The organism is Kitasatospora sp. Xyl93, assembly GCF_055383135.1.
The window spans coordinates 664,969-688,157 of record NZ_AP029185.1; the positions used below are offsets into that span (position 1 = coordinate 664,969).

Genomic DNA, 23,189 nt, shown 5'->3' on the forward strand with positions numbered 1-23,189 from the left:
CTGACACGACAACGGCCTCCCGGAGTCAGAGGGACAACGTCCCGGGGCGGTGGCCACCGGGTGGACCCACAGACTCCACGACCGGCCCTTCGGCCCGGTCGTAGCTCGGCTTCCGCCATCACGCAGTCGTGTATCAACCGTGTACCGGCGCCCCAGACCGGGCCACAGCCCTGCAAAGCCGGAAAGCCTGACCCGCCGGACCGGACCGGGATGGACAGGCTGCCCTCAGGCGGTGCCCCGCCGGACCGATCACCTGGCAGCGCGCCTACGCCGCCGCCCGCCGACCTCGACCGACTCCAGTAGCGCTGCGGGTCGAACGGATGACGGCCGCCGCAGCCTTGAAGCGTCAGCGGCCCAGGCTTGCGAGAACCGCCTTCGCCGCGTTCTCGCCCGAGGTGGCCGCGTCGGCTAGCGAGGGCATGTCGAGCTGGTAGTCGCCGGCCAGGTGGATCGGTCCCCATGGGTTGCGCAGCGTTGGCAGCGACTCGCGGCCGCGTGGCGCCCAGAACGGCACCACGCGGCGGTGGCGTCGCACGATGCCGTCCCCGAGCTTCCCGTCGAGCCGGGGGTAGACCGAGAGGAGGTCCCTGGAGAACCGGGCGACGATCTCGTCGTCGGAGAGTTCGAACAGGGCGTCGGCCGAAGCGCCACCGGCGAAGCACGCCAGCGCACCGCCCGGCCTGCGCGGCCCCTTCTTTCGCAGGGCGGCGGCGTGGTTGAACACCGCCTGGAAGGAGAGCTGCGGCGTGGACACGGCGAGGAGCCCGTCCCAGGGCTGGGGGCCCTCTTCGTCGGTGAAGAAGCCGACGACCACGTACCGGCCGTAGCGGATGTCGTCGAACGCCTCGCGGTGCGCCCGCGGAAGCTCGGGGAGGATTCGCGTGGCGACGTCGCTGGGAACCGAGACGATGGCGCGTGCGGCGCGGAGCCGTGCCGGACGGCCCGCGACGTCGTAGTCCACGACGACGCCGTCGCCGCTCCTCCGTACGGACCGCACGGTCGAGCCGAGCTGAAGACGGTCGCCGAGGTCCGCGGCGAGGATGTCGGTCAAGGTCTGGTTTCCGCCGACCGGCAGGGCGAAGTTCGGCACCTTCGCCGGGTCCGTCAGAGCGACTCCGATCGACGCCACGAGCTGGGTCGCCGCCGTCTCCTCCGGCTCGCACCCCATCCACTGCGCGGACCAGGCCCGGACCATGGCCCGGGCCACCTCGGAGCGGACGCCGCGCAGGAGGTGCGACGCGGGGCGCTTGTCGAGCCTGGCCCGCACCTTCTTCGCCAGGCGGCTCTCCGACTCCAGGAACGGGACCGCGGCGAGGATCCGGGCACCGACCAACGCCATACCGACCCGGTCCATGACGGTCATGCGGGTGCGGAACATGAGGCCGAGCACATCGGAGGTGTCGACCGATGTGCCGTTGAGGACGAGCTCCACACTCGTGCCGGCCAGCGACCCCATCTCGATGCCGTGCCGGTCGAGGGCGTCGATCAACGGCCCCGTTCCCTCGGTGAACTGGGTGCCGACGTTGATCCAGTAGTCGCCCTTCCGGACCGTCTCGACCCGTCCGCCCGGACGGTCCTCCGACTCGAGGACCCTGACGTCGGTCTTGTCGGCGAGGGTGGTGGCCGCCATGAGGCCCGCCATTCCCGCGCCGATCACGACGACGTCGCAGGTCTCCTCGTCCATGTGTTGCACGGTGTTCATGACGCGCGACTCCTCTTGCTGTTCTCGGCCGGCGGTAACTGGAAGACGAATCGAGGGATGCCCGGCCGGCACCGGGCTGTTACTCACCCCACCGACTCCGCCCCGAAAACTCGGCAACCACCGAGCCGTGGGGGAACCTCACGGCGGCGGGGAGCCCGCGGCCGGTCGGGCGTCGGCCGACCGGGGACTCCCCGCCGCGCAACGATCAGGAAGCCACCGCCGTCAGTCGCCGCCGCTGCCGACCACGGCGACAACCCGTATCTCCACCACCAGCTCGGGGAGCGCGAGTTGGCTCACGCCGACCGCGGTCCACGACGGATACAGCTCGGGCAGGTACTCGTCCTTCACCCGGCTGAACACCTCCATGTCCCCGCGGAGGTCGGTGTGGAAGGTCGACAGCTCGACGATGTCGGCCAAGCTCGCTCCGGCGCCCCGGAGGGCGGATTTCACGCCTTCGAACGCGAGCCGGGTCTGGGCCTCCACTCCGTCGGCGGGTGTCAGGGTGGCGGTGTCGATCCCGACCTGTCCCGACACCCAGACCAGGTCGCCGACGCGGGTCGCCTGCGAGAAGTGCAGCGCCTCGTACATCGCCTGAGTGGGGGGCGGGTTGATCAGCTGACGCTTCATGTCGTGCGTACTCATGGCGGGGTCCGTTTCAGATCAGCTTGCGGAAGAGGGGCGAGCGGAACGGGTCCCCCGGATTGAGCTTCGCCATCTCCTCGACGAAGAGGACGCCGTTGCGGGCGAAGGGGTGCCCCTCCACGTCCGGCAGGGCACGGAACACCGCGTCGTCGCCGAAGAAGCGGAGGACCAGCGTGTAACGGTCCGGGCAGCCGGCGTCGACGGCGGGGCCACTGTGCAGCGAGCGGGGGTGGATCACCACGACGTCGCCGGGCTCGGTCGCCCACGAGGCCACGTCGTAGGCGTCGGGGTCGAGCGCGCGCTCGGCCTCCACGTCCGGCAGGCGGGGCAGGGAACCGTCGCCGAAGAGGGGCTCGGTCGGGTCGTCGGGGTTCGCGAAGGTGGTGCCGTCGTACTGGGCACCGTGGTGGGAGCCGCGCACGACCTCCAGCGAGTACTGCTTGGAGAGCGGCTGGAACGTGATCCACGCGTTTCCCCAGTGCTCGCCGGCCCACGGCAGGTAGGCGGTGTCCTGGTGCCAGGCACTGCGGCCGCCCTTTCCTCCGGCCTTGAGGAACACCTCCTCGGCGAAGTACCAGACGTTCTCCGAGCCCCACAGCTCGGCGAACAGGCGGCCGAAGGGCAGCGAGGACACCAGATCGTCCAGCCGGTCCTTGGCGAGCGGGTTGGCGTTGTCGACGAGCGACTGCTGCTCGGTCCCGTCGAGGAGCTGAGTCGCGAGCGGCGACGGGTTGGCCACGGCCCAGTCGAACGCCTCGCGGCACCTGGCCAGTTGACCGTCGTCGAGACAGCCCTTGATCAGGGCGGCTCCGTCGTTCCGGAACGCTTCCCGCACTGACTCGTCCATGTGTGGTCCTTTCTCGTAACGGGAGTCGTGCGAACGGTGGGGGCCCCGGGGGAGGATCCGAGGCCCCGGAGGATCGCCGGTCACACGACTCCCCTGATGAGGTCGGCCGCCTTCTCGGCGGCCATGATCGTTGGGGCGTTGGTGTTGCCGCGCGGTACCGTCGGGAAGACGGAGGCGTCGACGACCCGCAGGGCTGCCACGCCGTACACGCGCAGTTCGGGGTCGACGACCGAACCGATGGCGCAGGTCGAGGTCGGGTGGAACAGCGTCTGGCCGATCCGCTGCGCCCAGTCGAGGATGTCGGCGTCGGGGGAACCGGGGGCCGGCGCCTCGAAGGGTCCCGTGACGGCGTCGGTCACCGCCTGCTGCTCGGCGATGTCCAGGGCGATCCGGACCCCGGCGACGATGCAGTCCCGGTCCTGCGGCGTCGCCAGGTAGTTGTGAACGATCCGGGGCGCGGCGTCCGGGCGGGGCGAGCGCAGGGTCACCGCGCCGCGGCTGGTCGGGGCGAGCACACACGGGCCGAAGGCGAAGCCGTGCTCGGGGGCCGCGCCGAGCCCCTCCTGGTGGAAGAGCACGGGCGCGGCGTGGAACTGCACGTCGGGGGCCTCCAGTTCGGGACGGCTGCGGAAGAATCCGCCGGCCTCGCCGATGTTGGACGTCAGCGGGCCGCGCCCCTCGCTCTGCAGCAGCGCGGCGTTCGAGGCGGTGGCCGCGCTGATCAGCGACTCGGCGTCGGTGCGGAAGTTCAGCATCGCCATGTAGTGGTCCTGCAGGCCCCGGCCGACCGGGAGGTCCCGCACGACGTCGATGCCGAAGGCGACCAGGTCGTCGGCGGGGCCGATCCCGGACAGCATCAGCAGCTTCGGGGATTCGTAGGCGCCGGCCGACAGGATCACCTCGCGCTCGGCGCGAACCACCTCGACGGCACCGCCGCGGTCCACCTCCGCGCCCGCCGCCCGGCCGTTCTCGATGACCACGCGTCGGGCGAGGACCGAAGGCAGCACGGTGAGGTTCGGACGGTCGAGGGCCGGGTGCAGGTAGGCGACAGCCGCGCTGCAGCGCAGGCCGCCCCGCTGCGTCAGCTGGTAGCGCCCGACGCCGAACTGGTCCTCGCCGTTGAAGTCGTCGTTCGCCTTGTACCCGGCCTGCTGGGCGGCCTGCACGAAGAGCGAGGAGAGCGGATGCCCCGACCTTCCGTCGCTGACCGTCAACGGCCCGCCCGCACCGTGGAAGTGGTCCTCGCCGCGCTCGTTGTCCTCGGCGCGCTTGAAGTACGGGAGCACCTCGTCGTACGACCAGCCGGTCGCCCCTGCCGCGGCCCAGCCGTCGTAGTCGGCACGGCTGCCGCGGATGTAGATCATCGCGTTGGTCGAGCTGCAGCCGCCGAACACCTTGCCCCGGGGCAGGTAGGCCCGCCGCCCGCCGAGGCCCGGTTCCGGGTCGGTGTCCAGGTCCCAGTCGAGGCCGGACTTGAACAACTGGGGGAAGGCGGCCGGGATGTGGATCTCCTGAGCCGTGTCGGGGCCGCCGGCCTCGATCAGGGCCACCCGGACCTCAGGGTCCTCCGACAGCCGCGCCGCGAGGACACAGCCCGCGGATCCGGCGCCGACGATGACGTAGTCGTACATGCTCATCCCGTCCGTTGAACGAAGAATGTGTGGGGCGAACGACGTTGCGGTGAAAGAAGGTTGGGTGCCCAGGACCGGACGGTTCCTACGCCCGGGGAGCCCGGGGAGCCCGGTGCCGCACCGGAGGCGGGGGTGCCCCAGCCGGATCCAGGGTGTGGGTGAGGAAGGCGAGCTGGTCGGCCAGCACCCGCCGCTGCCCCGGCCCGGCGTACACGTCCAGATGGTCGACGGGGTACTCGCGCAACTGCGCCCACCGACCGGCCTTGCGGGCGGTCCGGCGTGCCGCGGCGGGCGGTGCGATGCGGTCGTGCGTACCGACCTGGACCAGGATCGGACACGCCAGGCGTCCGACGAAGGTCGTGGGCCGGTTCAACCCGACCTTCAGCGCGGCGCGGGCGCACACCTCGTTGCGGAAGGCCGACCCGGCGAACGAGGCGCAGAGCTCCTCCGCGCGCGGCACGCTCATCATCGCCAGGACACCGGGCTCCCCGACGACGGGCACGCGGTGCGCGGCTCGCGCGGTGAGCGCGCGAGCCGCGTCACGCAATCCGTGACCGGCCAGCCGCAACAACCGGCCGACCCCGGCGTGGCGTACGACCTGCGCCAAGGAGGCGAGGCCGTCGGTCACGGGAGTCAGGGAGACGACCGCGGCGACACGGGCGTCCTGTGCCGCGACCACGAGGGCGTGACCGCCCGCGTACGACACCCCCCACACCGCGATCCGGTCCGGATCGACGCCCGGCAGGCGCCGCGCGGCCGCGAGGGCCGCGTGGTAGTCCTGCCGCTGGCGGCGGACCGAGACGTCCTGGCGGAGTGCGCCCCCGGAGTCCCCGAAGCCGCGGTAGTCGAAGGCGAGCACGTCGATGCCGGCGGCGGCGAAGGGCTCGGCGTAGTTCAGCAGGCCGCTGTCGCGGGTGCCGCCGAAGCCGTGCGCCATGACCACACAGGGCCGCCCCGCCTGACCGGCCAGGGCGTCAGTGGTGGCCGGCACGTGCCAGGCGGCGCAGCTGACGCCGTGACTGGTGAACGTGATGTCGTGTTTCATCGCGCTCCCCTCGGTCGGGAGGCCGACGGCACCGGCCCGGCGGCGGTGAACCTCAGGGCCGGATCGTCGACGGGCCCCTCGCGCAGCCGCTTGACGTCCTTCTCGTAAGCCATCTCGACGGTCCAGGGGCCACTGGTCCCCGCGCGCGGGAACGCCCCGATGCCCCGCCGGACGTAGTTCGAGGCCAGGTCCATGTACGGCACCCGCTCCACGGACGGATCGTCCAGCACCGGTTCGACGGTGGCGTAGTCGTGGGAGTCCATGTGGTCGAGCAGTCGGCAGAAGTGTTCGCTGACCAGGTCGACCTTGAGCGTCCAGGAGAGGTTCGTGTAGCCGAGGGCGAACACGAGGTTCGGCACGCCGGAGAGCATCATCGCCTTGTACGACGTCGTCGCGGACGGATCGACGGGCCGGCCGTCGACACTCAACCTGATCTTGCCGAAGGGCGACATGACGAGCCCGGTCGCGGTCACGATGAGATCCGCGGCCAGCTCCTGGCCCGACTTCAGCAGGATGCCCGTCTTCGTGAACCGCTCGATGTGGTCGGTGACCACGGATGCCCGGCCGACGGAGAGCGCCTTGAACAGATCGCCGTCGGGCACCACGCACAGCCGCTGCTCCCACGGGTTGTAACGAGGGGTGAAGTGGGTGTCGACGTCGAAGTGCCGGGGCAACCGGCGGCGCACGTTGGCGATCAGCAGCCTGCGCATCAGTTTCGGGGCACGCAGGGACACCTTGTGGACCCCGCGCGTGAGGAGGATGTTCTTGCGCCGAACGGCCTTGTGTGCGCGCTCGTGGCCGAGGATTCGCCTGAGCGCGTTGGCGATCTTGTCCTCGGCGGGTGAGGAGAGGATGTAGCCCGGCGAGCGCTGGAGCATCGTGACGTGCCCGGCCGTGCGGGCCATCGACGGGACCAGCGTGACTGCCGTGGCACCACTGCCGATCACGATCACCTGCTTGCCCGCGTAGTCCAGGCCCTCCGGCCAGTGTTGGGGATGGACCACCTGCCCCTCGAAGTCCTCGACGCCGGTGAACTCCGGTGTGAAGCCGGCGTCGTGGTCGTACATGCCGGTGCCCAGGAAGAGGAATCGTGCGGTGAACTCGGCTGTCTCACCCGTGGGGGAATGCCGGGCGGTGACGGTCCACCGTCCTTGCTCGGACGAGAACTCCGCGCCGAGCACGCGGTATCCGAAGCGGATGGTCTCGGTCAGCCCCTGCTCGGCGACGGTCTGTTGCAGGTAGTCCAGGATGATGTGCCCGTCGGCGATCGACTTGCGGTGAGTCCACGGCTTGAAACCGAAGCCGAAGGTGGGCATGTCCGAGTCCGAACGGATGCCGGGATACCTGAACAGGTCCCAGGTGCCGCCGATGGATTCGCGTGCCTCGAGGATCGCGAACGACTTCAGGGGGTGGAGGGTTCTGAGGTGCGAGGCCGCCCCGATTCCCGAGATGCCGGCGCCGATGATCAGCACATCGACGTCCGCGGGGGGTGACGTCCTGCCGGTGGTCGTGATCTGCACGTGCGGCTCCCGCCCAGAGTGTCGAACTATGAAAGTCGACTCGACTTCGAGTTTAGAAGGGATTCAAGCACTGTCAATGCCTTCGACAGGGCGGACGGTCGAGTGGCGCTGATACGATCTCGAATCGTGTTCGAGATGGAATCGTCAGCACCGACAACCCGTCGCCCACGCGGGGCGCAGCGCCGTGGGATGGAGCGCAGACGAGCGATCCTCGATGCCGCCGAGGCGCTGCTCGGCGAGCAGGGTTACGAGGCCGCCACGCTCAAGGCGATCGGCGAACGGGCGGGCATTCCGACCGCCTCCGTCTACCACTACTTCTCCGACCGGCACGAGGTCGACATCGAGCTCATGCGGGGCCATGTGCGCGAGATGGACGCGCTCATCGGTACCGAGCTGGCCAGGCCCGGACCCCGCACGCTTCGAGACGCCGTCGAGGGCGTCATCGACCTCATGCGCGACTTCTTCCGCCGGCGCCCGAGCTGCGTCGAGCTGTGGTTCGCGATGGGCCATCGGGCCCTGGAAGAGCTCGTCCGCAGCTTCGACGAGTCGCAGGCGGACAGGTTCTGGCACTTCCTCGTCGGGAGGAAGCTGATCGCCGCCGACACCCCGCGACTCGTGGTGCGGCTCGCCTGGGCCGCCGGCTACCAGCTCTTCGAGGTGGCGTTCCGGAGCACTCCGGGCGGCGACGACGAGGTGATCGAGGAAGCCCGACGCCTCGTCGCCGCCTACCTGTCCTCCTACGCGACTGATGCCGACAGGTGACGCTCAGGTGAGCTCACGCTTGAGGATCTTTCCGGTGGCGGTCATCGGCAGGTTCTGAACGATCTCCACGATGCGCGGGTACTTGTGGCCGGCCATCTGCTCCCTGCCCCAGGCGACGAGCGCGGCGGGCGTGGCCTCGGCGCCCGGCGCGAGGATGACGAACGCCTTGATCTCCTCGCCGTGACTTTCGTGCGGCACGCCGACCACGGCGGCGAGGCTGACGGCCGGATGCGTCATGAGCACTTCCTCGACCTCGCGGGGGTAGACGTTGAAGCCGCCGCGGATGATGAGGTCCTTGGAGCGGTCGACGATGTAGTAGTGGCCGTCCTCGTCCCTGCGGGCCAGGTCCCCGGTGCGGAACCAGCCGTCCCTGATCGCCTCGGCCGTCGCTTCGGGACGGCCGTAGTAGCCCTTCATCACGTTGTGGCCCTTGACGGCGATCTCACCGACGGCACCGGCCTCCGTGACCTCGGTCCAGTCCGGGTGGATCAGCTTCAGTTCCACACCCCAGATCGGAACGCCTATCGAACCGGGACGCGGCTCGCGCTCGCTGTCGCTGAACGTGGCCACCGGGCTCGTCTCGGACAGGCCGTACCCCTCCAGAACCGTGACGTTCAGGCGTTCCTCGATCTGCTTCAGGAGCTCTACCGGCAGCGCGGCGCCGCCGGAGATGCCCACCCGGAGGTTGCGGGCGATGCGCTCCACGTCGATGCCGTCGGTCAGCGCCCCGAGAAGGCCCCACCACATCGTCGGTACACCGGCGAAGAAGGTGATCTCCTCGCGGTCCATGAGCTGGACGACCTGCCGCGCGTCGAAGCGCGGCACGAGGTGGAGCGTGGCGGCCGTGGAGAAGCCCGCGTGCATCTGCACGGTCGCGCCGAAGGTGTGGAACAGCGGCAGACAGAGCAGATGGCTGTCGGTGGCCGGCCTGCTCGTGAAGAGCCGGTTGACGGCCAGGGTGTTCATCATCGTGTTGGCGTGGGAGAGTTCGGCCCCCTTCGCCGTTCCGGTGGTGCCGGAGGTGTAGAGGATGATCGCGGTGTCGGTGGCCTCGGTCGGCACGGTCTCGAAACGGGTCCCGCGGCCGGCGGTCGCCCGGGCGAACGTCTCCGCGCCGGCGATCGGGCTCGCCGCCGCCGGATCGGCGGTGATGAGGAAGAAGTGCTCGACGCCGTCGACGGCGGTGAAGGCGGCGAAGCCCTCGGTTCCCATCGGCAACTCCGGCGTGCCTTCGAAGCAGAAGTACGCGACGACGTCGGCATCCTCGAGGTGATAGGTGATCTCGCGGCTCTTGAGGAGCACGTTCAGCGGCACCACGACGGCGCCGGCCTTGAGGATCCCGTAGTAGACGACCGGGAACCACGGCAGGTTCGGGCAGCTGAGCGCCACCTTGTCACCGGGCCGGACGCCCCGTTCGACGAGCAGGTTCGCGACCTGGTTGGCTGCCTCGTCAACCTGACGGTAGGTGAGGCGGTTCGGCCCGAGCACGAGCGCGTCCCGCGCCGGGTGCCTGCGGGCGGAGTCCTCCAGGAGGACGGAGAGGTTCAGCATGGTGTTCTTCCGGTGCGGAGGAGACGTGGTCCGCGGCGGCCCGCTCGGTCACACGTAGATGGACTTGATTTCCAGGTGGGCGGCGAGGGCTTCCGGCCCCAGGTCGCGGCCGCTGCCGCTGGCCTTGACCCCGCCGAAGGGGGCCGCGGCGTCGGGCAGGTAGCGGTTCACGCCCACGGTGCCCGTCCGCACGCGCCGTGCGATCGACCGGCCGCGCTCCGGGTCCCCGGTCCAGATCGCTCCCCCGAGCCCGTAGGCCGAATCGTTGGCGATGCGCACCGCGTCGTCCTCGTCCTCGTAGGCGATGACCGACAGCACCGGGCCGAAGATCTCCTCCTGGGCGATGGTCGACGCGTTGTCGACATCGGCGAAGACGGTCGGCTCCACGAACCAGCCCTTCGACCGGTGTGCCGGGCGTCCGCCGCCCACGGTGATCCGGGCACCCGCCGCCTTCCCCTCGGCGATGTAGCCCTCGACCCGGTCACGGTGCTTCGCTGTGGCCATCGGGCCGATCTGCGTCGACGGGTCCAGGGCGTCTCCGACCGTCATGGATCCGGCGAGCGCGGAGATCGCGTCGACGACCTCGTCGTAGCGGGAGCGCGGAGCGAGGATGCGGCTGGTGAGGAAGCAGGTCTGCCCGTTGTTCAGCAGGCACGTGGTGAACAGGGCCTCACCGATCCTGGCCAGGTCGAGGTCGACGTCGTCGAGGAAGATCGCCGCCGACTTGCCGCCGAGTTCCAGGGTCACCGGACGCAGCAGGCGTCCGCAGACCTCGCCGATCGCCCGGCCCACGGCGGTCGATCCGGTGAAGGTCACCTTGTCGATGCCGGGGTGGCTGACCAGGTACGCCCCGACGGCGCCGCCCGCGGGCACGATGTTGACCGTCCCGGGCGGCAGGCCGGCCGCCCGGGCGGCCTCGGCGAAGAGGTAGGAGTCCAGCACGGTCTCCGGAGAGGGCTTGATGACCACGGTGCAGCCGGCCGCCAGGGCCGGTCCGACCTTCCAGGCGGTCAGCGCCTGGGGGAAGTTCCACGGGACGATCGCTGCCAGGACGCCGATCGGACGGCGCTCGATGAGCGTGTCACCGGCTCCGAGGAAGCCGGGACGGTGCTCCTCGTACGCCGTCGTGACGGCGAGGCGCGCGTAGTACCGGAAGACCGCCGACGGGTAGTTGATCTCCAGTAGTCCGGCCACGGCCAAGGGCATGCCGTTCTGACTGGACACGGCCGTGGCGATGGCCTCCTGGCGGGCGTCGAGCTCGTCGGCCAGGCGGTTCAGGGCGTCGGCGCGCTGTTGCGGGGTGTAGCCGCCCCAGCCGCCGGCACTGTCGAACGACCTCCGTGCGGCGGTGACCGCGGCATCGACGTCCGCCTGCGTGCCCTCGGGCACCCGGCCGATGGCCTCCTCGGTGCTGGGGTTGATGACGGTGATCGTGTCGGTCCCCCGGGGGGCGACGAACTCGCCGCCGATGAAGAACGTGCCGTACTCGTGCACCTCGATGTGCTCCTCTACTGCGCCGGAACTGGCCGAGAGTCAAAGTCGATTCGATGTCGAGTATGTGCCCGGGGCCGGGTCGCGTCAACGGCCTGGAACTGCCGATTTACAACCCGACTTGAGTTCGTGTCAGGCCTCTTCGAGCTGGGCGGGCTTCACCGGGCCACCGAGGGTGCCGCGCTGGTCGCCCTCGGCGCCGGCCCCTGCGTCCGCGTGTCGGAGCTGACTGCGTCACAGGGGAGAACGGGCAGCGCGTCCACCCGCTCCCGCGGCGATCGCCGGGTCGCCGCCGTGCCCACCGGCGGTCCGAGACGCGCAAACGGCCCGCCGGTGAACCGGCGGGCCGTCGCCAACGATCGAGGGCTGCCGCCGAGGGTGTCCAACCCCGGCCGGGCGCACTCTCGGTTCCCCTCGTCAGTGCCCCTCGTCAGTTCCCCTTGGCGTGGGGCCGACTGCCGTTGAACCGGTCGGCGATGCGGTCCACGAGCCAGACGGCACGCAGACCCACCCGGGTCATCGGCGGCGAGGGGAGGAACCTGGGCTTCGTGCGCCACAGGGCGAGCAGGTCCTCGTGCGGAGCATCGCCGGCGATGCGGTCGGCGATGAGCTGCCCGAGGTAGGGGGCTTGCCCCAGGCCGTGCCCGTTGCAGCCGATCGAGTAGTAGACGGTGTCGCCGACCTGGCCGGCCACGGGCAGCCAGCTGGGCGTGACCGCCACCCAGCCGCCCCAGGCGCGCTCGAACTCGACGCCCGCGAGGGAGGGGAAGTGCGTCCTGAACCCGTCCACGAGACCGGCCACCACGGACTCGTCGGCCGTGCGTCCCGGCGGGAGCGGATACCTTCCGCGCTGCAGCCTGCGCACGCCGGTGATGATCGTGTTGCGCGGCGTCAGCCGGTAGTTCTGCATGATGGCGTGCTGGGTGACCACCCCGGACCGGCTGGTCCAGCCCAGCGCGGCGAGGCGGGCGGGATCGATCGGCTCGGTCTCGACCTCCGTGACCCAGATCGGTGAGGCGAGTCGCTTCGGCGTGATCCGCAGCTCTCCGCCGAACGCGTTGGTGGACAGCACCACCCGGTTGGCCCGGACCCGGCCACCGGGGACCGAGACGAGTACGCCGTCCCCGGACGGCTCGACGTCCTCGACACGCGTCTGCTCGAACACGCGCGCTCTCGACGCGAGCAGGGCGCGCCGAACGCCCAGGGTGAACTTCCCCGGGTTCATCATGCCGCCGACGGGTTCGAGGAACCCGCCGACGAAACTGCGCGGTATCCCGAGCTCCGCACTGGTTCCGACCTCGACGGTCGCGCCGCACCTCGCGAGGATCTCGGCGACCCTGCGGACCCTGCCCATCTGGCCCTTCGACACCGCGACACCGACGTTCCCCGTCGGCTCGTAGTCGCACTCGATGTCGAGGCGCTTCATCAGGCTCTCGACGAAGTGGGCGGCGTTCTCGGCGAACCTCACGATGGAGGACAGGCGCTTGGGATAGAGGATGTCGAGCATCTGGATGTCGCCGCCGGGACCGCCGGCCAGCTGTCCGGCGTTGCGCGAACTCGATCCGTGACCGCAGAACTCCGCCTCCAGCAGAACGACGTCGATGCCGCGTTCGGCCAGGCGCAGGGCGGTCGACATGCCACCGAGGCCGCCGCCGACGACCGCCACATCGCAGGTGATCTCCGCCTTGAGCGCCGGGAGGACGTCGGACGGAGGATCGATCCAGCCGGTGAACGCCGTGTAGTCGATGTCTTCGGTCCTCATCTCACCGTTCCTCGTGCGTCTGCTGCACCGGCGGCGGTGCGGGCTTCGGATCGATACTCGAACTCGTATCGAGTTTTATTTCTTCTCGGATGCGATGTCAAGGAGTGCGGTCGAGGTCCGGCCGTCCGCTGCTAAAATCCCCATCCGTGATCGACTTGGCTCTTCCGTTCGGGACGTGGCATGGCTAGACGGAGCGACGGCGGATCGACCCGCGCCTCGTCGACGGACTCCGGCTCGGAGATTCGCCAGGCGCCCGCCCGCCCGGAGGCCGTGCTGCAGCGCCGTGGTGCGGCCCGGGTCAAGGCGATCCTGGACGCCGCGGAGGAGATCCTGGTCGAGGGCGGCTACGAAACCGCCACTCTCAAGGCGATCGGTGAACGGACCGGCATCCCGACGGCTTCCGTGTACCACTACTTCGCCGACCGCTATCAGGTGGACACGGCCATCATCAAGCGTCACGCCGACGCACTGATCGTCAGGCTCGACCGCATCGACGGTGAAGACTTCCAGTCGATCTCGGATGTCCTGATCCTCGTGCTCGATGAGATCGTCGAGTACTTCCGGATGCATCCGAGCTGTGTCGAGCTCTGGTTCGCCGGTCGCAATGAGGCACTGACCGCCCTCATCCAGGAGTTCGACGACCAGGTCTCCGAGCGCGTGTGGCGGCTCGGAATCGGTCGCGGACTACTGCGCGCCGATGCGTCGCCGCTCGTGATGAGGCTGGCGTTCGAAGCCGGCGGGCACCTCTTCGACATCGCCTTCAAGCGGGACCCGAACGGGGACGAGGCCGTGATGGCGGAGGCGAAGCGGTTGGTGAGCGCCTACCTGGAGACGTACGCGGCGAAGAACGCGGCTGCTCGAACGGACTGACCGGTGGACTGATCCGGCGCCGGACGGGGGCGAGCTCCGGTCAACGACGCCCCCGGCGGAGCGGGATGCGTCCGTTCCGGCCCCGCCATGCCATCGCCGTGTACGTCCCGAGCCCACGCGTACGCCATGTACGGCGCGATCCCGCTGTCCGACATCAAGCGCACACTGCCGACCTACCGTCGCGAGGGCAGGCTCGACCAGGCCACCCTGCCGAGATCAGGGACAGCCCCGAGAACGCCGCCGCGATGAGGATGCCGTTCGCGCAGGCGATCCCGACATCTGTGCCGCCGGCCGTGCGCCGGCCGCTGGTCGTCGCGGCACGGGCGGTGAGCTGCGACACACGGGCCTCCCCCTCCCGTCACATGAGTCCTCCCCGGTCACCCGCGCGTCGATTCGACGGCCTCCCCTACGCCTTCCACCGGATCGGCGGTAGACGCCAAGTCCATTGCCTTGAAGCAGCTTTGGACATCGTTCTGCCGCTGCCGCTATCCGGAGCGATACGATCCGCTGGGCCCAATCGGGGCCCCCGCCCATGGACCTTGCGTGCGTGGGCAGAAAGGTGGGGAAACATGTGGCATGGACATGCCCGGAAACGGCGGGCCGGGAGCTTACGCGGACGCGCGGTGCTCGCCGTCGCGGTCGTGCTCGGCCTGGGCGCGGGAACGGTCGGCGCGGCCGCGGCACCCTCGGCCGGACCGGCCGGCGACTCGGCCCGGGCCACGCAGACGGTGCAGGCGCCGCTGATCGACTCGGTGCAGCCGTTCGCCTCCGGCACGGTGCGGGTGACCGTCACCCCGGGTGACACCGCCCAGGAGGCCGTGGCCGCCGTCGACGTGGCCGCCTACGCGCTGGACGATGCCGGCAACGCGACCGGCGCGCCGGTCGCCACCGGCCGGGCACAGCGCCCGGACCCGGCCAACCCGCCGGTGGTCGAGGTCAGCGGACTGGCCAACGACGTCAACTACGCGTTCACGGCCACCGAGACCACCGCGGGCGGTGTCGTCTCCGGCACGTCCCCCGCCTTCATCGGCGGCCCGCAGACGCCCAAGGCCCCGCTCGCCCCCACCCTGGCCGGCCTCCTGGGACGCGAGACCGGGGTGATCGTCAGCTGGAACCCGGCCCACCCCAACGGCTCGCCGGTGACCGCCTACACCGTCACCGCGACCCCGAACGGCCCGGGCGCCGGCGTGACCACCACCGTGGCCGGTGACGTGCTGAGCACCACCGTCACCGGGCTGGTCAGCAACCGGTACTACTTCGTCACGGTCAGCGCGACCAACGCCGCCGGGACCGGGCCGACCGCCGTCTCGGACAGCCAGACCACCGGCGCCGACTCCAACGGCACCGTCCTCACCAAGCCCGCCTACGCGGCCAGTGCCCCGCAGGACGTGTCCGCCGGACCGCCGCCGGTCGGCCCGGACGGCAGCCAGCCCGACCCGAGCGCGCTCAAGGTGACCTGGGACTCGCCGCAGGACGACGGCGGCAACACCGTCACCGGCTACACCGTCGACGCGACCGCGGCCGGACAGCCGACCGTCTCGGCCACCGTGGCGGGCACCGCCAAGGAGGCCACGCTGCTCTCGCTCGCCCCGGGCGTCGAGTACGCGGTCACCGTCACCGCCCTCCAGCAGGACGGCAACCGCGGCGCCACCAGCGCCCCGGCCAAGGCCGCGCCCGCACCGACGCTGAAGGCCGGCACGGTGTTCCTGTCCAGGGAATCGGTGGCGTCCGTCACCAAGCTCACCGGCAGCACCGTGGTGTTCACCAACCCGCCCGCGCAGGTGACCGGTCTGAAGGTCAGGAACATCATCGTGGTCGGCGAGAGCGCCAACCCGCTGATCCGCACCGGCCTGCTGCGCATCGTGGACAGGATCAGCACCGAGGGCGGCGTGGTGACCCTCACCACCAGCCAGGCCGCGCTGCAACAGGCCTTCCAGAACCTCGACTTCAGCGCCACCGGCAGCCGGCTCACCTCCGGGTCCGAGGGCTACCGGGTCAAGTCGCTCAACCCGAAGTTCCAGGCCGCGCTGGCACCTCAGGGCTCCGGCCCGGGCGCGGAGAAGACCTTCACCCTCGACCTGGCCGAGAAGATCAACGACGACCCGAAGATGAAGGAGAGGCTGGGCGGCGCCACGGTCACCGCCAAGCTGACCGCGGCCCTGAGCCTGAGCACCAACTGGGCGGCCGCCGTCGACTTCAAGCAGGACCCCAACGGCTCCTGGTACACCCTGCCGACCTTCACCTACGACTTCTCCGCGACGGCCACCGCGAAGGCGTCGATCAACGGTGAGTTCGGCATCGCCTACAAGCACGAGACGCAGCGCGAGCCCCTGGTCACCATCACGCCGCAGAGCTGCCTGTTCGTGTACGGGATCGCGTTCTGCCCCTCGCTCACGGTCTACACCCAGACCTCGATCGACGGCTCGATCAGGTTCTCCTTCTCGGCCTCCTACGAGCGGACCATGGGCGGCCGGGTCTTCCGCGACTACAGCGGGAACAGCCAGACGGAGGACCTGACCAAGGACGCGGTCACCAAGTTCGACTACACGCTGAACGCGGCCGCCAAGGTCAGCTTCGCCTTCCCGGTGTCGTTCAAGGTCCTGATCTACGGGGTGGCCGGCCCGGAGGTGGAGATCACGCCCGCCATCGAGGTGACCGCGGACACCTCGGCCAATCCATGGCTGACGGTGAAGGCGCCGTTGAAGGTGTCGGCCTTCTTCCTCCTGGACGTCAAACTGACGAAGTTCGCCTTCGGCGGCGTCGTGTTCAACAAGACCTTCGACGTGTACCAGGCGCCCGGGCCGTTCCCCGGACCGTCCCTGTCCGGCGGGTCGGCGGCGGCCGCCTCGGCGCCGTCGGACGGAGCGGCGGCGAAGGGCGAGCTCGCGCCGGCGGACGACCAGGCACCGGCCTCCGGCACCGCGCTGACGGCCACCCACCAGTACCACGTGACCTGGCCGGCGGGCTGCGACAGCACCCAGGCGGTCACCTGGTCCATGGCGCCCGGCTCGCTCGGCAGCGTCGACCAGACCGGCCTCTACAGCCCGCCGCACCCGCGCCCCACGTACAACTACGTCGACGTGATCACCGCCACCACGGCCGGCTCCGCCGGCTGCGCGCCCACCACCCTCCAGGCGGCGGTCCACCACGGCGCCAGCCTCCCGGCCGCGCCCAAGCAGCCGGTGGTCAGCGCGGACGGCACGACCGTCAGCTGGACCGCGGCCGGCGACGGCGGCAGCCCGATCCTGGAGTACGTCGTGACCGTGGTGAACGACCCGGGCAACCCGGCCGGCGCCGAGACGGTGCTCGGCACCGTGCCCGGCACGGCGACCTCGCTGGCCGTCCCGGCCGACCGGATCGCGCAGATCGAGGCGGACGGCGCCCAGGTGCAGGTCACCGCGGTGAACGCGCGCGGCCAGGGCCCCGCCTCTCCGCTGTCGCACCCCGCGCCGGCCACCAACCCGATCCTCGACCTGCGGACCTCGCAGGCCACCGTCGGCGGCACCATCCAGGTGCACCCGACGGTGGTGAACGGGGGCCGCAGCGACGCCACCGGCGTCCGCTACCAGCTCAGCTACCCGGAGGCCTTCGGCAACCCGACCTCCCCGTCCGCCTGCACGATCGACGCGGTGAACCGGGTGCTGACCTGTGACACCGGGGCCCTCGCCTCCGGTCATCACCGGACCACCCCGCTGATCTCCTTCAGCGTCGGCGCGCTGACCCCGGGCACCAGCTACCCGCTGACCATGACCCGCGTGTCGGCCAGCCCGGTCGCGAGCGACCCGAACAACGGCACCTTGACGCTCTCCTGCACCGCCGACCCCGCGGGCAAGGTGACCTGCGCGTAGCCCTGACGCACCGCACGACCCGGCCCGGCCCCCTCGCCGAGGGGGCCGGGCTCCGTGCCCTGCCAGTCCCCGCTCAGTGCGCATGCGGCACACCACTCCCACCAGCATCATCGAATGCGAATGCGATCAACGCCGACGAGCCGGACCCTGTAGGGAGGACGAGCCGTCCGCCGAAGGCCCGCCATGTCCATTCACGAGCGGCCCCCCTGCCGGGCCGCCGCACTTCGGGGCCTCCCGTTCTCGACTCGCCCGCTTCTCCGCACCTCGGATCGGGTGTCGCGATCACCTCGAAGGGAGTCGTTCGCGGCACTCGGCCTGGATGCGGACCGTGCGTAGCGTCGATGAGGCAGGCCACCGGCGTCGAGGAGAGGACCAGCGATGACCGACCTTCCAGCCCCGACCACTCCGTACCTGGAGCCCGAGGCCAAGAAGCTCGCCGACGACACCGACCCGCACCCGCGGATCTACGAGCTTCCGCCCGAGGAGGGGCGCAAGATCCTCAGCGACCTGCAGAGCGGCGAGGGCGTCGAGCGCCCGGACGTCGACGAGGAGTGGGTCGACGTCGACGCCGGCGAGTGGGGCACCGTCCGCACCCGCATCATCAAGCCCAAGGGCGCCACGGACCCGCTGCCCGTGGTCTTCTACATCCACGGCGCCGGGTGGGTCTTCGGCGACGACAAGACCCACGACCGCCTCTTCCGCGAGCTCACCGTCGGGGCCGGTGCCGCCGGCGTCTTCCCGGTCTACGACCGGGCGCCCGAGAAGGGGTACCCCAGCCAGGTCGAGCAGAACTACGCCGTCGGCCAGTGGCTGCAGGAGAACGGCGCCGACCACGGCCTCGACACCTCCCGCGTCGCAGTCGCCGGCGAGTCGGTCGGCGGATGCATGTCCGCAGTCTTCGCCCAGATGAACAAGGACCGCGGCGGGCTCGCGCTCAAGGCGCAGATCCTGCTCTACCCCGTGACCGGGCCGGACTTTGACACACAGTCCTACCACCAGTTCGCGGAGCACTACTACCTCACCCGCGACGGTATGAAGTGGTTCTGGGACGCGTACACGACCGACGAGACCAAGCGCGAGGAGAAGTACGCCTCGCCGCTGCGGGCGACCCTCGAGGACCTCAACGGGCTGCCGCCCGCCCTCGTCATCACGGCAGAGGCCGACGTCCTCCGGGACGGCGGCGAGCTCTACGCCAACAAGCTCCGTGAGGCCGGCGTCGAGGTGACGGCCGTCCGCGTCAGCGGGACCGTCCACGACTTCATGCTGTTGGACAGCCTGCGGGACACCCCGGCCACCAACGTCGCACGGAAGCTGTCCGTCGACGCGCTGCGAGAGGCTCTCCACCAGGAGTGACCGCAGCCGGGAACATGGGCGGCTGACTCGACAGGGCCTGCCGCCCAGCGCTGCGCCGACCGCGTCCGCGCGGTGCAGGCCCGGCTGCACGCCCGCGCGCACGAGCCCCACCCATGGAGCACCTCCTGTTGACGGGTCAGTCAGCGAGGATCCGCTCTGCGCCGTCCCGATAGGTCGTGACCGGGAAGTCGGGAAAGCGGGCCGCGAACTTCGCGCTGTCGAAGACGTTGTCGTCGCGGTAGCGGGCGAGCAGCTCGAACATCTCATCGAGCGGCTTGACGAAGCGGCGCCCGAGGCGGAAGGCGAGCATCGGCAGCACCGTGTAGCCGATCCTGCGGCCGGTGACCTCGCCGGCGATCCCGACGAGCTGAGCGTAGGACTGGCGGTCCGGGTCGATGGGCAGGTGCCACGTCTGGCCGTAGGCATCCGGCGTGTTGCCGAGCAGGGCGAGAGCGCGGCTCGCGTCGGGGGTCCAGATCAGGGAACGCTTGGCATGGGCATCGACCGGGACGAACGGTCGCTTGCCCGCCTTGATCCGGTCGAACACGAGCGAGTTCGTGTAGCTCTTCGTCCGGCCGGGACCGTAGAACTCGGGCGCTCGGCCGATCAGGGCTTCGACCTGTCCGGCCCGCATGGCCTCGAGCAGCATGGTGGCGATCTGTGCGCGGACCCGTCCTTTGCGTCCGCCCGGTGCGAATGCTGTCGACTCGGTCTGGGGCGTCGCTGTTCCGGGATACATGTAGGTGTTGTCGAAGAAGACGAGCCTCGTGCCGTGTTCGGCGCAGGCGTCGATGACGTTGCGCATGATGACGGGGAACTGTCGCTCCCACAGCTCCGAGTCCAGGGGCAGACCGACGGTGAGGTAGGCGATGTCGCTGCCCGCGACGGCACGGCTGGTGGCGTCGGCGTCGGTGAGGTCTGCGGCCACGAGCTCGTCGGTGTCGTTCACCCTCACCGGCTTGCGGCTGACGAGGCGGATGTCCTTGGTGTGGTTGCGGTGGAGCTCGTTCACGAGCTCGTCGGCGATGGGTCCGCCGGCGCCAAGGACGGTCTGCATGGGTGCGGTCTCCTTGAGGTGGATGGTGCGGGTGGCGACGACGGCCCGACTGCGAACGATCGGCGCGCTGGTGCCACCCTGCTCAACGTCCGGTACGGGTCGCCGTCTGCGAGGTGACCACGGTGAAGGACATGCCGGCGTCGCCGAGCCGGCGCAGCAGGTTCTCTCCCATCGCGGTGGCGGTGGTGACCTGGCCGGCGGTGGGCGGGTTGTCGTCGAAGGCGAGGCACAACGCCGACTCGGCCAGCATCTTGGCCGTCTCGGTGTAGCCGGGGTCCCCGCCGCTGACCCGGGTGTGCACGGTCCGACCGCCGCCCTCGCCGATGATGTCGACGGTGAACCAGGTGCGGTCGCGCCGCTGCACCGACGGCCCCTCTCCTCGGGGGATGCGTCGGCCGATGGCGCGGCGCAGGGGCGGGACCTGCACGGCTGCCAGGGCTGCGGCGAAGCCGGCAACCGCGCCGGCGACGGTGGCGACGCGTCGGGCCCCGGCGTAGTGGGAGTAGGCGAAGTCGGGCCCGTAGTCCGGGCGGGCGAGCGCGGAGCGCCGTACGACGTCGGCGTCGATCGTGGGCAGCGGGATCAGCCAGGTCCCGAGCGTGCGGTCGCGACGGGGGCGGCCGATGCGGGTGCGGACCTGTCGGCCGCGCGGTCGAGGCTCGAGGCGGCGGCGTCCGGCCGCGGCCCGCAGCATCGCGCGCGGTCGCGACAGCTGGCCGAGACCGGAGTGCAGCGTGCCGCCGGAGATGGTGGCGTTCGTGCGGACCACTCCCCGAAGGGTCACCGGTACCCCGGCCGGCAGCTGCTGGACGGTGAAGAGCGCACCGAGGTCGTGCGGGACCGAGTCGAAGCCGCAGGCGTGAACGATGCGAGCACCGGTCCGCTCGGCCGTCGCATGGTGCTCGACGTACATCCGGTCGACGAACTCGGGCTCGCCGGCGAGGTCGACGTAGTCCGTGCCGGCCGCGGCACAGGCCGCGACCAGCGCTTCGCCGTGCTCCAGGTAGGGGCCGACCGTGGTGATCACGACCCGCGCGGACTCGGCGACGCGGGCCAGGGACTGCCGGTCCGAGGAGTCGGCGTGGAACAGCGCGATGTCCTCCGGCCGCTGGTCGATCCGGACGAGACGATCGCGAACGGCCTCCAGCTTGGCCTGGTTGCGTCCGGCCAGGGCGAGCCTCGCTCCGGGAGGGAGATGGGCAGCCAGGTACTCGGCGGTCAGCGCGCCGGTGAAGCCGGTGGCGCCGAGGAGCACGACGTCGAAGCGGCGCGGGTTCGTGCGTGGGGACATCGGGTCTCGGCTCCTTCGGACGTACGCTATGTTTACAGTGCTCACAAAGCATAGGAGGGCAAAGTAAGCAATGTCAACATCAGAGAAGAGCGGCTACCACCACGGCGACCTGCGGGCGGCGCTGCTGTCGACCGCGATGGAGATGCTGGAGGGCGGCGAGCCCTTCTCGCTGCGTGCCGTCGCACGCCGGGCCGGCGTGTCGCCGACCGCGCCGTACCGCCACTTCAAGGACCGCGACGCCCTGGAGTCCGCACTGGCCGTGGAGGGCTTCCGGGACCTGCTGGGCGACCTGGGCGGCGGGCGCGACCTGCCCGCCTCGCTCCCGGACCTGGCCGAGTTCGCCGTCGCCTACGTCGCCTTCGCGCTGCGGCGCCCGGCCCTGTTCCGCGTGATGTTCGGCAAGCCGTGCGACGACGCCGACGACGAGCGGGTCAAGGCCGCCGACGCCCTGCACGAGCTCCTGGCCGACGCACTCGATCGCGTCTTCCCCGATGCGGACGCCTCGGCCCTGGCCACGGCCGGCTGGGGGCTCGCCCACGGGCTGGCCTGCCTGTACCTCGACGGCAAGCTGCAGGCCGCGTCGGGCGAGGAGGTCGCCGACCGGGTACGCGGCACCTTCCTCGCCCTCACATCGGTGGGCGCCTGACCCGCACCGCCACCCCGCACATGCTCTACGCCCTCCATTGTTGACGGTGCTCACGTCCCGTGCGACCTCCAGGGCTTCACCCCACTCCGCGGACTTGGGCACGAACAGTGGGCGCGGATCCTGACCCGGGCATTCGGGACGCTGCGCGCCCTGGGCGCCCGCTGACCGACCACCCCGTGGCGTCGGAGCGCCACCTCGCTGTCCCGGTCCGCATGAAGGAAGATCAGCCATGACCAAGCGCGTCCTCAACGTCGTCACCAACGTCGGTCACTACGACGACCCGTCCCACACCACGGGCCTGTGGCTCTCCGAGCTCACGCACGCCTGGCACGTCTTCCAGGAACACGGCTACGAGCAGACACTCGTCAGCCCGGCCGGCGGCGCGGTGCCCCTCGAACCCCGTGCGCTGAAGTTCCCGAACTACGACAGGACAGCCAAAGCCTGGCGCGCCGATCCCGGGAAGATGGCGCTGCTCCACAACACGGCCAGCCCGGACCAGATCGACCCGGCCGAGTACGACGCGATCTACTTCACCGGCGGACACGCGGTGATGTACGACTTCCCCGACAGCGAGGGCCTGCAGCGCATCACCCGCGAGATCCACGAGCGCGGCGGCATCGTCTCCTCGGTCTGCCACGGCTACTGCGGCCTGCTCAACACCCGGCTCTCCGACGGCTCCTACCTCATCGCCGGCCGCAAGATGACGGGATTCGCCTGGACCGAGGAGGTCCTCGCCCGGGTCGACAAACTGGTCCCCTACAACGCCGAGGAGAAGGCCAAGCAACGCGGCGCGCTCTACCGGAAGGCGGCACTGCCGTTCGTCCCCTACGTCGTCACCGACGGCAACCTCGTCACCGGCCAGAACCCGAGCTCGGCCAAGGCCACGGCGAAGAAGGTCGTCCAGGCCATCGAGGGCAACGCGTCGAAGGAGCGCGGCTGAGTCGAGACGCACTCCGTCCGTGACAGAAGGCCACTGGGCGGGGGCAGGGCGGTGCCGACGCCGCCCGGTGCGGTGATCGACAGGATGCTCGCCTCGGTCTTCAGGGCGAAGGAGACGTTGAAGGCGGCGTTGACGCTGCGGATCTTGCTGGAGGACGGGCTGCGCACCACCTGGTCGGCCTCGGTGAACTCCACGACGGGGGATCCGGGTGTTTGGCACCAGGGCCGGACG

General features: G+C 70.5%; 17 protein-coding genes. 6 read left to right on the top strand and 11 right to left on the bottom strand.

Annotated elements, in window-relative coordinates; translation table 11 throughout:
• Positions 1 to 346 precede the first annotated feature (346 nt).
• From ACZ5GH_RS02960 to ACZ5GH_RS02985, 6 genes are all read right to left on the bottom strand, one after another.
• Positions 347 to 1,702 carry a flavin monoamine oxidase family protein gene (locus ACZ5GH_RS02960; protein ID WP_464333323.1) on the bottom strand — a complete coding sequence of 452 codons (1,356 nt, stop codon included), beginning with the start codon at positions 1,700 to 1,702 and terminating at the stop codon, positions 347 to 349.
• Positions 1,703 to 1,924: 222 nt separating this feature from the next.
• Positions 1,925 to 2,344, bottom strand: coding sequence for a RidA family protein (locus tag ACZ5GH_RS02965; protein ID WP_387747643.1), 420 nt, complete (start codon positions 2,342 to 2,344; stop codon positions 1,925 to 1,927).
• Positions 2,345 to 2,357: 13 nt separating this feature from the next.
• Positions 2,358 to 3,191 carry a phytanoyl-CoA dioxygenase family protein gene (locus ACZ5GH_RS02970; RefSeq protein ID WP_387747641.1) on the bottom strand — a complete coding sequence of 278 codons (834 nt, stop codon included), beginning with the start codon at positions 3,189 to 3,191 and terminating at the stop codon, positions 2,358 to 2,360.
• 80 nt (positions 3,192 to 3,271) lie between these two features.
• Positions 3,272 to 4,828: a GMC family oxidoreductase gene (locus ACZ5GH_RS02975; RefSeq protein WP_464333324.1), complete on the bottom strand. Its 1,557-nt coding sequence runs from the start codon at positions 4,826 to 4,828 to the stop codon at positions 3,272 to 3,274.
• A gap of 79 nt (positions 4,829 to 4,907) precedes the next feature.
• Positions 4,908 to 5,867, bottom strand: a complete 960-nt coding sequence (locus tag ACZ5GH_RS02980; protein ID WP_464333325.1) for an alpha/beta hydrolase — start codon at positions 5,865 to 5,867, stop codon at positions 4,908 to 4,910.
• Complete coding sequence (locus tag ACZ5GH_RS02985) at positions 5,864 to 7,387, bottom strand: flavin-containing monooxygenase (protein WP_464333326.1); 1,524 nt, start codon at positions 7,385 to 7,387, stop codon at positions 5,864 to 5,866. The genes ACZ5GH_RS02980 and ACZ5GH_RS02985 overlap by 4 nt, the downstream gene beginning before the upstream one ends.
• A 189-nt stretch (positions 7,388 to 7,576) precedes the next feature.
• Here ACZ5GH_RS02985 and ACZ5GH_RS02990 point away from each other — a divergent pair, with 189 nt between their 5' ends.
• Positions 7,577 to 8,149 (top strand): TetR/AcrR family transcriptional regulator, encoded by a 573-nt coding sequence (locus ACZ5GH_RS02990; RefSeq protein WP_387747635.1) that lies wholly within the window; start codon positions 7,577 to 7,579, stop codon positions 8,147 to 8,149.
• Positions 8,150 to 8,152: 3 nt separating this feature from the next.
• On the opposite strand, the gene ACZ5GH_RS02995 is transcribed toward ACZ5GH_RS02990, so the two are convergent.
• The 3 genes from ACZ5GH_RS02995 to ACZ5GH_RS03005 form a co-directional block, all read right to left on the bottom strand.
• Positions 8,153 to 9,700 (bottom strand): long-chain-fatty-acid--CoA ligase, encoded by a 1,548-nt coding sequence (locus ACZ5GH_RS02995; RefSeq protein WP_387747633.1) that lies wholly within the window; start codon positions 9,698 to 9,700, stop codon positions 8,153 to 8,155.
• A 48-nt stretch (positions 9,701 to 9,748) separates the two neighbouring features.
• Positions 9,749 to 11,200, bottom strand: coding sequence for an aldehyde dehydrogenase (locus ACZ5GH_RS03000; RefSeq protein WP_464336787.1), 1,452 nt, complete (start codon positions 11,198 to 11,200; stop codon positions 9,749 to 9,751).
• 421 nt (positions 11,201 to 11,621) lie between these two features.
• Positions 11,622 to 12,953 carry an NAD(P)/FAD-dependent oxidoreductase gene (locus ACZ5GH_RS03005; protein WP_464333327.1) on the bottom strand — a complete coding sequence of 444 codons (1,332 nt, stop codon included), beginning with the start codon at positions 12,951 to 12,953 and terminating at the stop codon, positions 11,622 to 11,624.
• A 180-nt stretch (positions 12,954 to 13,133) separates the two neighbouring features.
• Between ACZ5GH_RS03005 and ACZ5GH_RS03010 the strand changes: the two genes are divergently transcribed.
• The 3 genes from ACZ5GH_RS03010 (at position 13,134) to ACZ5GH_RS03020 (ending at position 19,024) form a co-directional block, all read left to right on the top strand.
• Positions 13,134 to 13,823: a TetR/AcrR family transcriptional regulator gene (locus ACZ5GH_RS03010; RefSeq protein ID WP_464333328.1), complete on the top strand. Its 690-nt coding sequence runs from the start codon at positions 13,134 to 13,136 to the stop codon at positions 13,821 to 13,823.
• 623 nt (positions 13,824 to 14,446) lie between these two features.
• Positions 14,447 to 17,671, top strand: a complete 3,225-nt coding sequence (locus tag ACZ5GH_RS03015) for a fibronectin type III domain-containing protein (RefSeq protein WP_464333329.1) — start codon at positions 14,447 to 14,449, stop codon at positions 17,669 to 17,671.
• Positions 17,672 to 18,049: 378 nt separating this feature from the next.
• A complete protein-coding gene (locus ACZ5GH_RS03020; protein ID WP_387747625.1) occupies positions 18,050 to 19,024 on the top strand; it encodes an alpha/beta hydrolase in 975 nt (324 codons plus the stop codon).
• A gap of 136 nt (positions 19,025 to 19,160) precedes the next feature.
• On the opposite strand, the gene ACZ5GH_RS03025 is transcribed toward ACZ5GH_RS03020, so the two are convergent.
• Complete coding sequence (locus ACZ5GH_RS03025) at positions 19,161 to 20,081, bottom strand: NAD-dependent epimerase/dehydratase family protein (RefSeq protein ID WP_464333330.1); 921 nt, start codon at positions 20,079 to 20,081, stop codon at positions 19,161 to 19,163.
• Positions 20,082 to 20,163: 82 nt separating this feature from the next.
• Complete coding sequence (locus ACZ5GH_RS03030) at positions 20,164 to 21,372, bottom strand: saccharopine dehydrogenase family protein (RefSeq protein WP_387747621.1); 1,209 nt, start codon at positions 21,370 to 21,372, stop codon at positions 20,164 to 20,166.
• 70 nt (positions 21,373 to 21,442) lie between these two features.
• Between ACZ5GH_RS03030 and ACZ5GH_RS03035 the strand changes: the two genes are divergently transcribed.
• Positions 21,443 to 22,018 carry a TetR/AcrR family transcriptional regulator gene (locus ACZ5GH_RS03035; RefSeq protein WP_387747619.1) on the top strand — a complete coding sequence of 192 codons (576 nt, stop codon included), beginning with the start codon at positions 21,443 to 21,445 and terminating at the stop codon, positions 22,016 to 22,018.
• 229 nt (positions 22,019 to 22,247) lie between these two features.
• A complete protein-coding gene (locus tag ACZ5GH_RS03040) occupies positions 22,248 to 22,958 on the top strand; it encodes a type 1 glutamine amidotransferase domain-containing protein (RefSeq protein WP_387747617.1) in 711 nt (236 codons plus the stop codon).
• Positions 22,959 to 23,189 lie beyond the last annotated feature (231 nt).

Excerpts from the sequence above, each read along its gene's own strand:
- ACZ5GH_RS03030 (WP_387747621.1), bottom strand. The coding sequence starts at position 21,372 with ATGTCCCCACGCACGAACCCGCGCCGCTTCGACGTCGTGCTCCTCGGC.
- ACZ5GH_RS03040 (WP_387747617.1), top strand. The coding sequence starts at position 22,248 with ATGACCAAGCGCGTCCTCAACGTCGTCACCAACGTCGGTCACTACGAC.
- ACZ5GH_RS02980 (WP_464333325.1), bottom strand. The coding sequence starts at position 5,867 with ATGAAACACGACATCACGTTCACCAGTCACGGCGTCAGCTGCGCCGCC.
- ACZ5GH_RS03010 (WP_464333328.1), top strand. The coding sequence starts at position 13,134 with ATGGCTAGACGGAGCGACGGCGGATCGACCCGCGCCTCGTCGACGGAC.
- ACZ5GH_RS02960 (WP_464333323.1), bottom strand. The coding sequence starts at position 1,702 with ATGAACACCGTGCAACACATGGACGAGGAGACCTGCGACGTCGTCGTG.
- ACZ5GH_RS02990 (WP_387747635.1), top strand. The coding sequence starts at position 7,577 with ATGGAGCGCAGACGAGCGATCCTCGATGCCGCCGAGGCGCTGCTCGGC.
- ACZ5GH_RS02995 (WP_387747633.1), bottom strand. The coding sequence starts at position 9,700 with ATGCTGAACCTCTCCGTCCTCCTGGAGGACTCCGCCCGCAGGCACCCG.
- ACZ5GH_RS03005 (WP_464333327.1), bottom strand. The coding sequence starts at position 12,953 with ATGAGGACCGAAGACATCGACTACACGGCGTTCACCGGCTGGATCGAT.
- ACZ5GH_RS02970 (WP_387747641.1), bottom strand. The coding sequence starts at position 3,191 with ATGGACGAGTCAGTGCGGGAAGCGTTCCGGAACGACGGAGCCGCCCTG.
- ACZ5GH_RS02975 (WP_464333324.1), bottom strand. The coding sequence starts at position 4,828 with ATGAGCATGTACGACTACGTCATCGTCGGCGCCGGATCCGCGGGCTGT.
- ACZ5GH_RS03035 (WP_387747619.1), top strand. The coding sequence starts at position 21,443 with ATGTCAACATCAGAGAAGAGCGGCTACCACCACGGCGACCTGCGGGCG.
- ACZ5GH_RS02965 (WP_387747643.1), bottom strand. The coding sequence starts at position 2,344 with ATGAGTACGCACGACATGAAGCGTCAGCTGATCAACCCGCCCCCCACT.
- ACZ5GH_RS03020 (WP_387747625.1), top strand. The coding sequence starts at position 18,050 with ATGACCGACCTTCCAGCCCCGACCACTCCGTACCTGGAGCCCGAGGCC.
- ACZ5GH_RS03025 (WP_464333330.1), bottom strand. The coding sequence starts at position 20,081 with ATGCAGACCGTCCTTGGCGCCGGCGGACCCATCGCCGACGAGCTCGTG.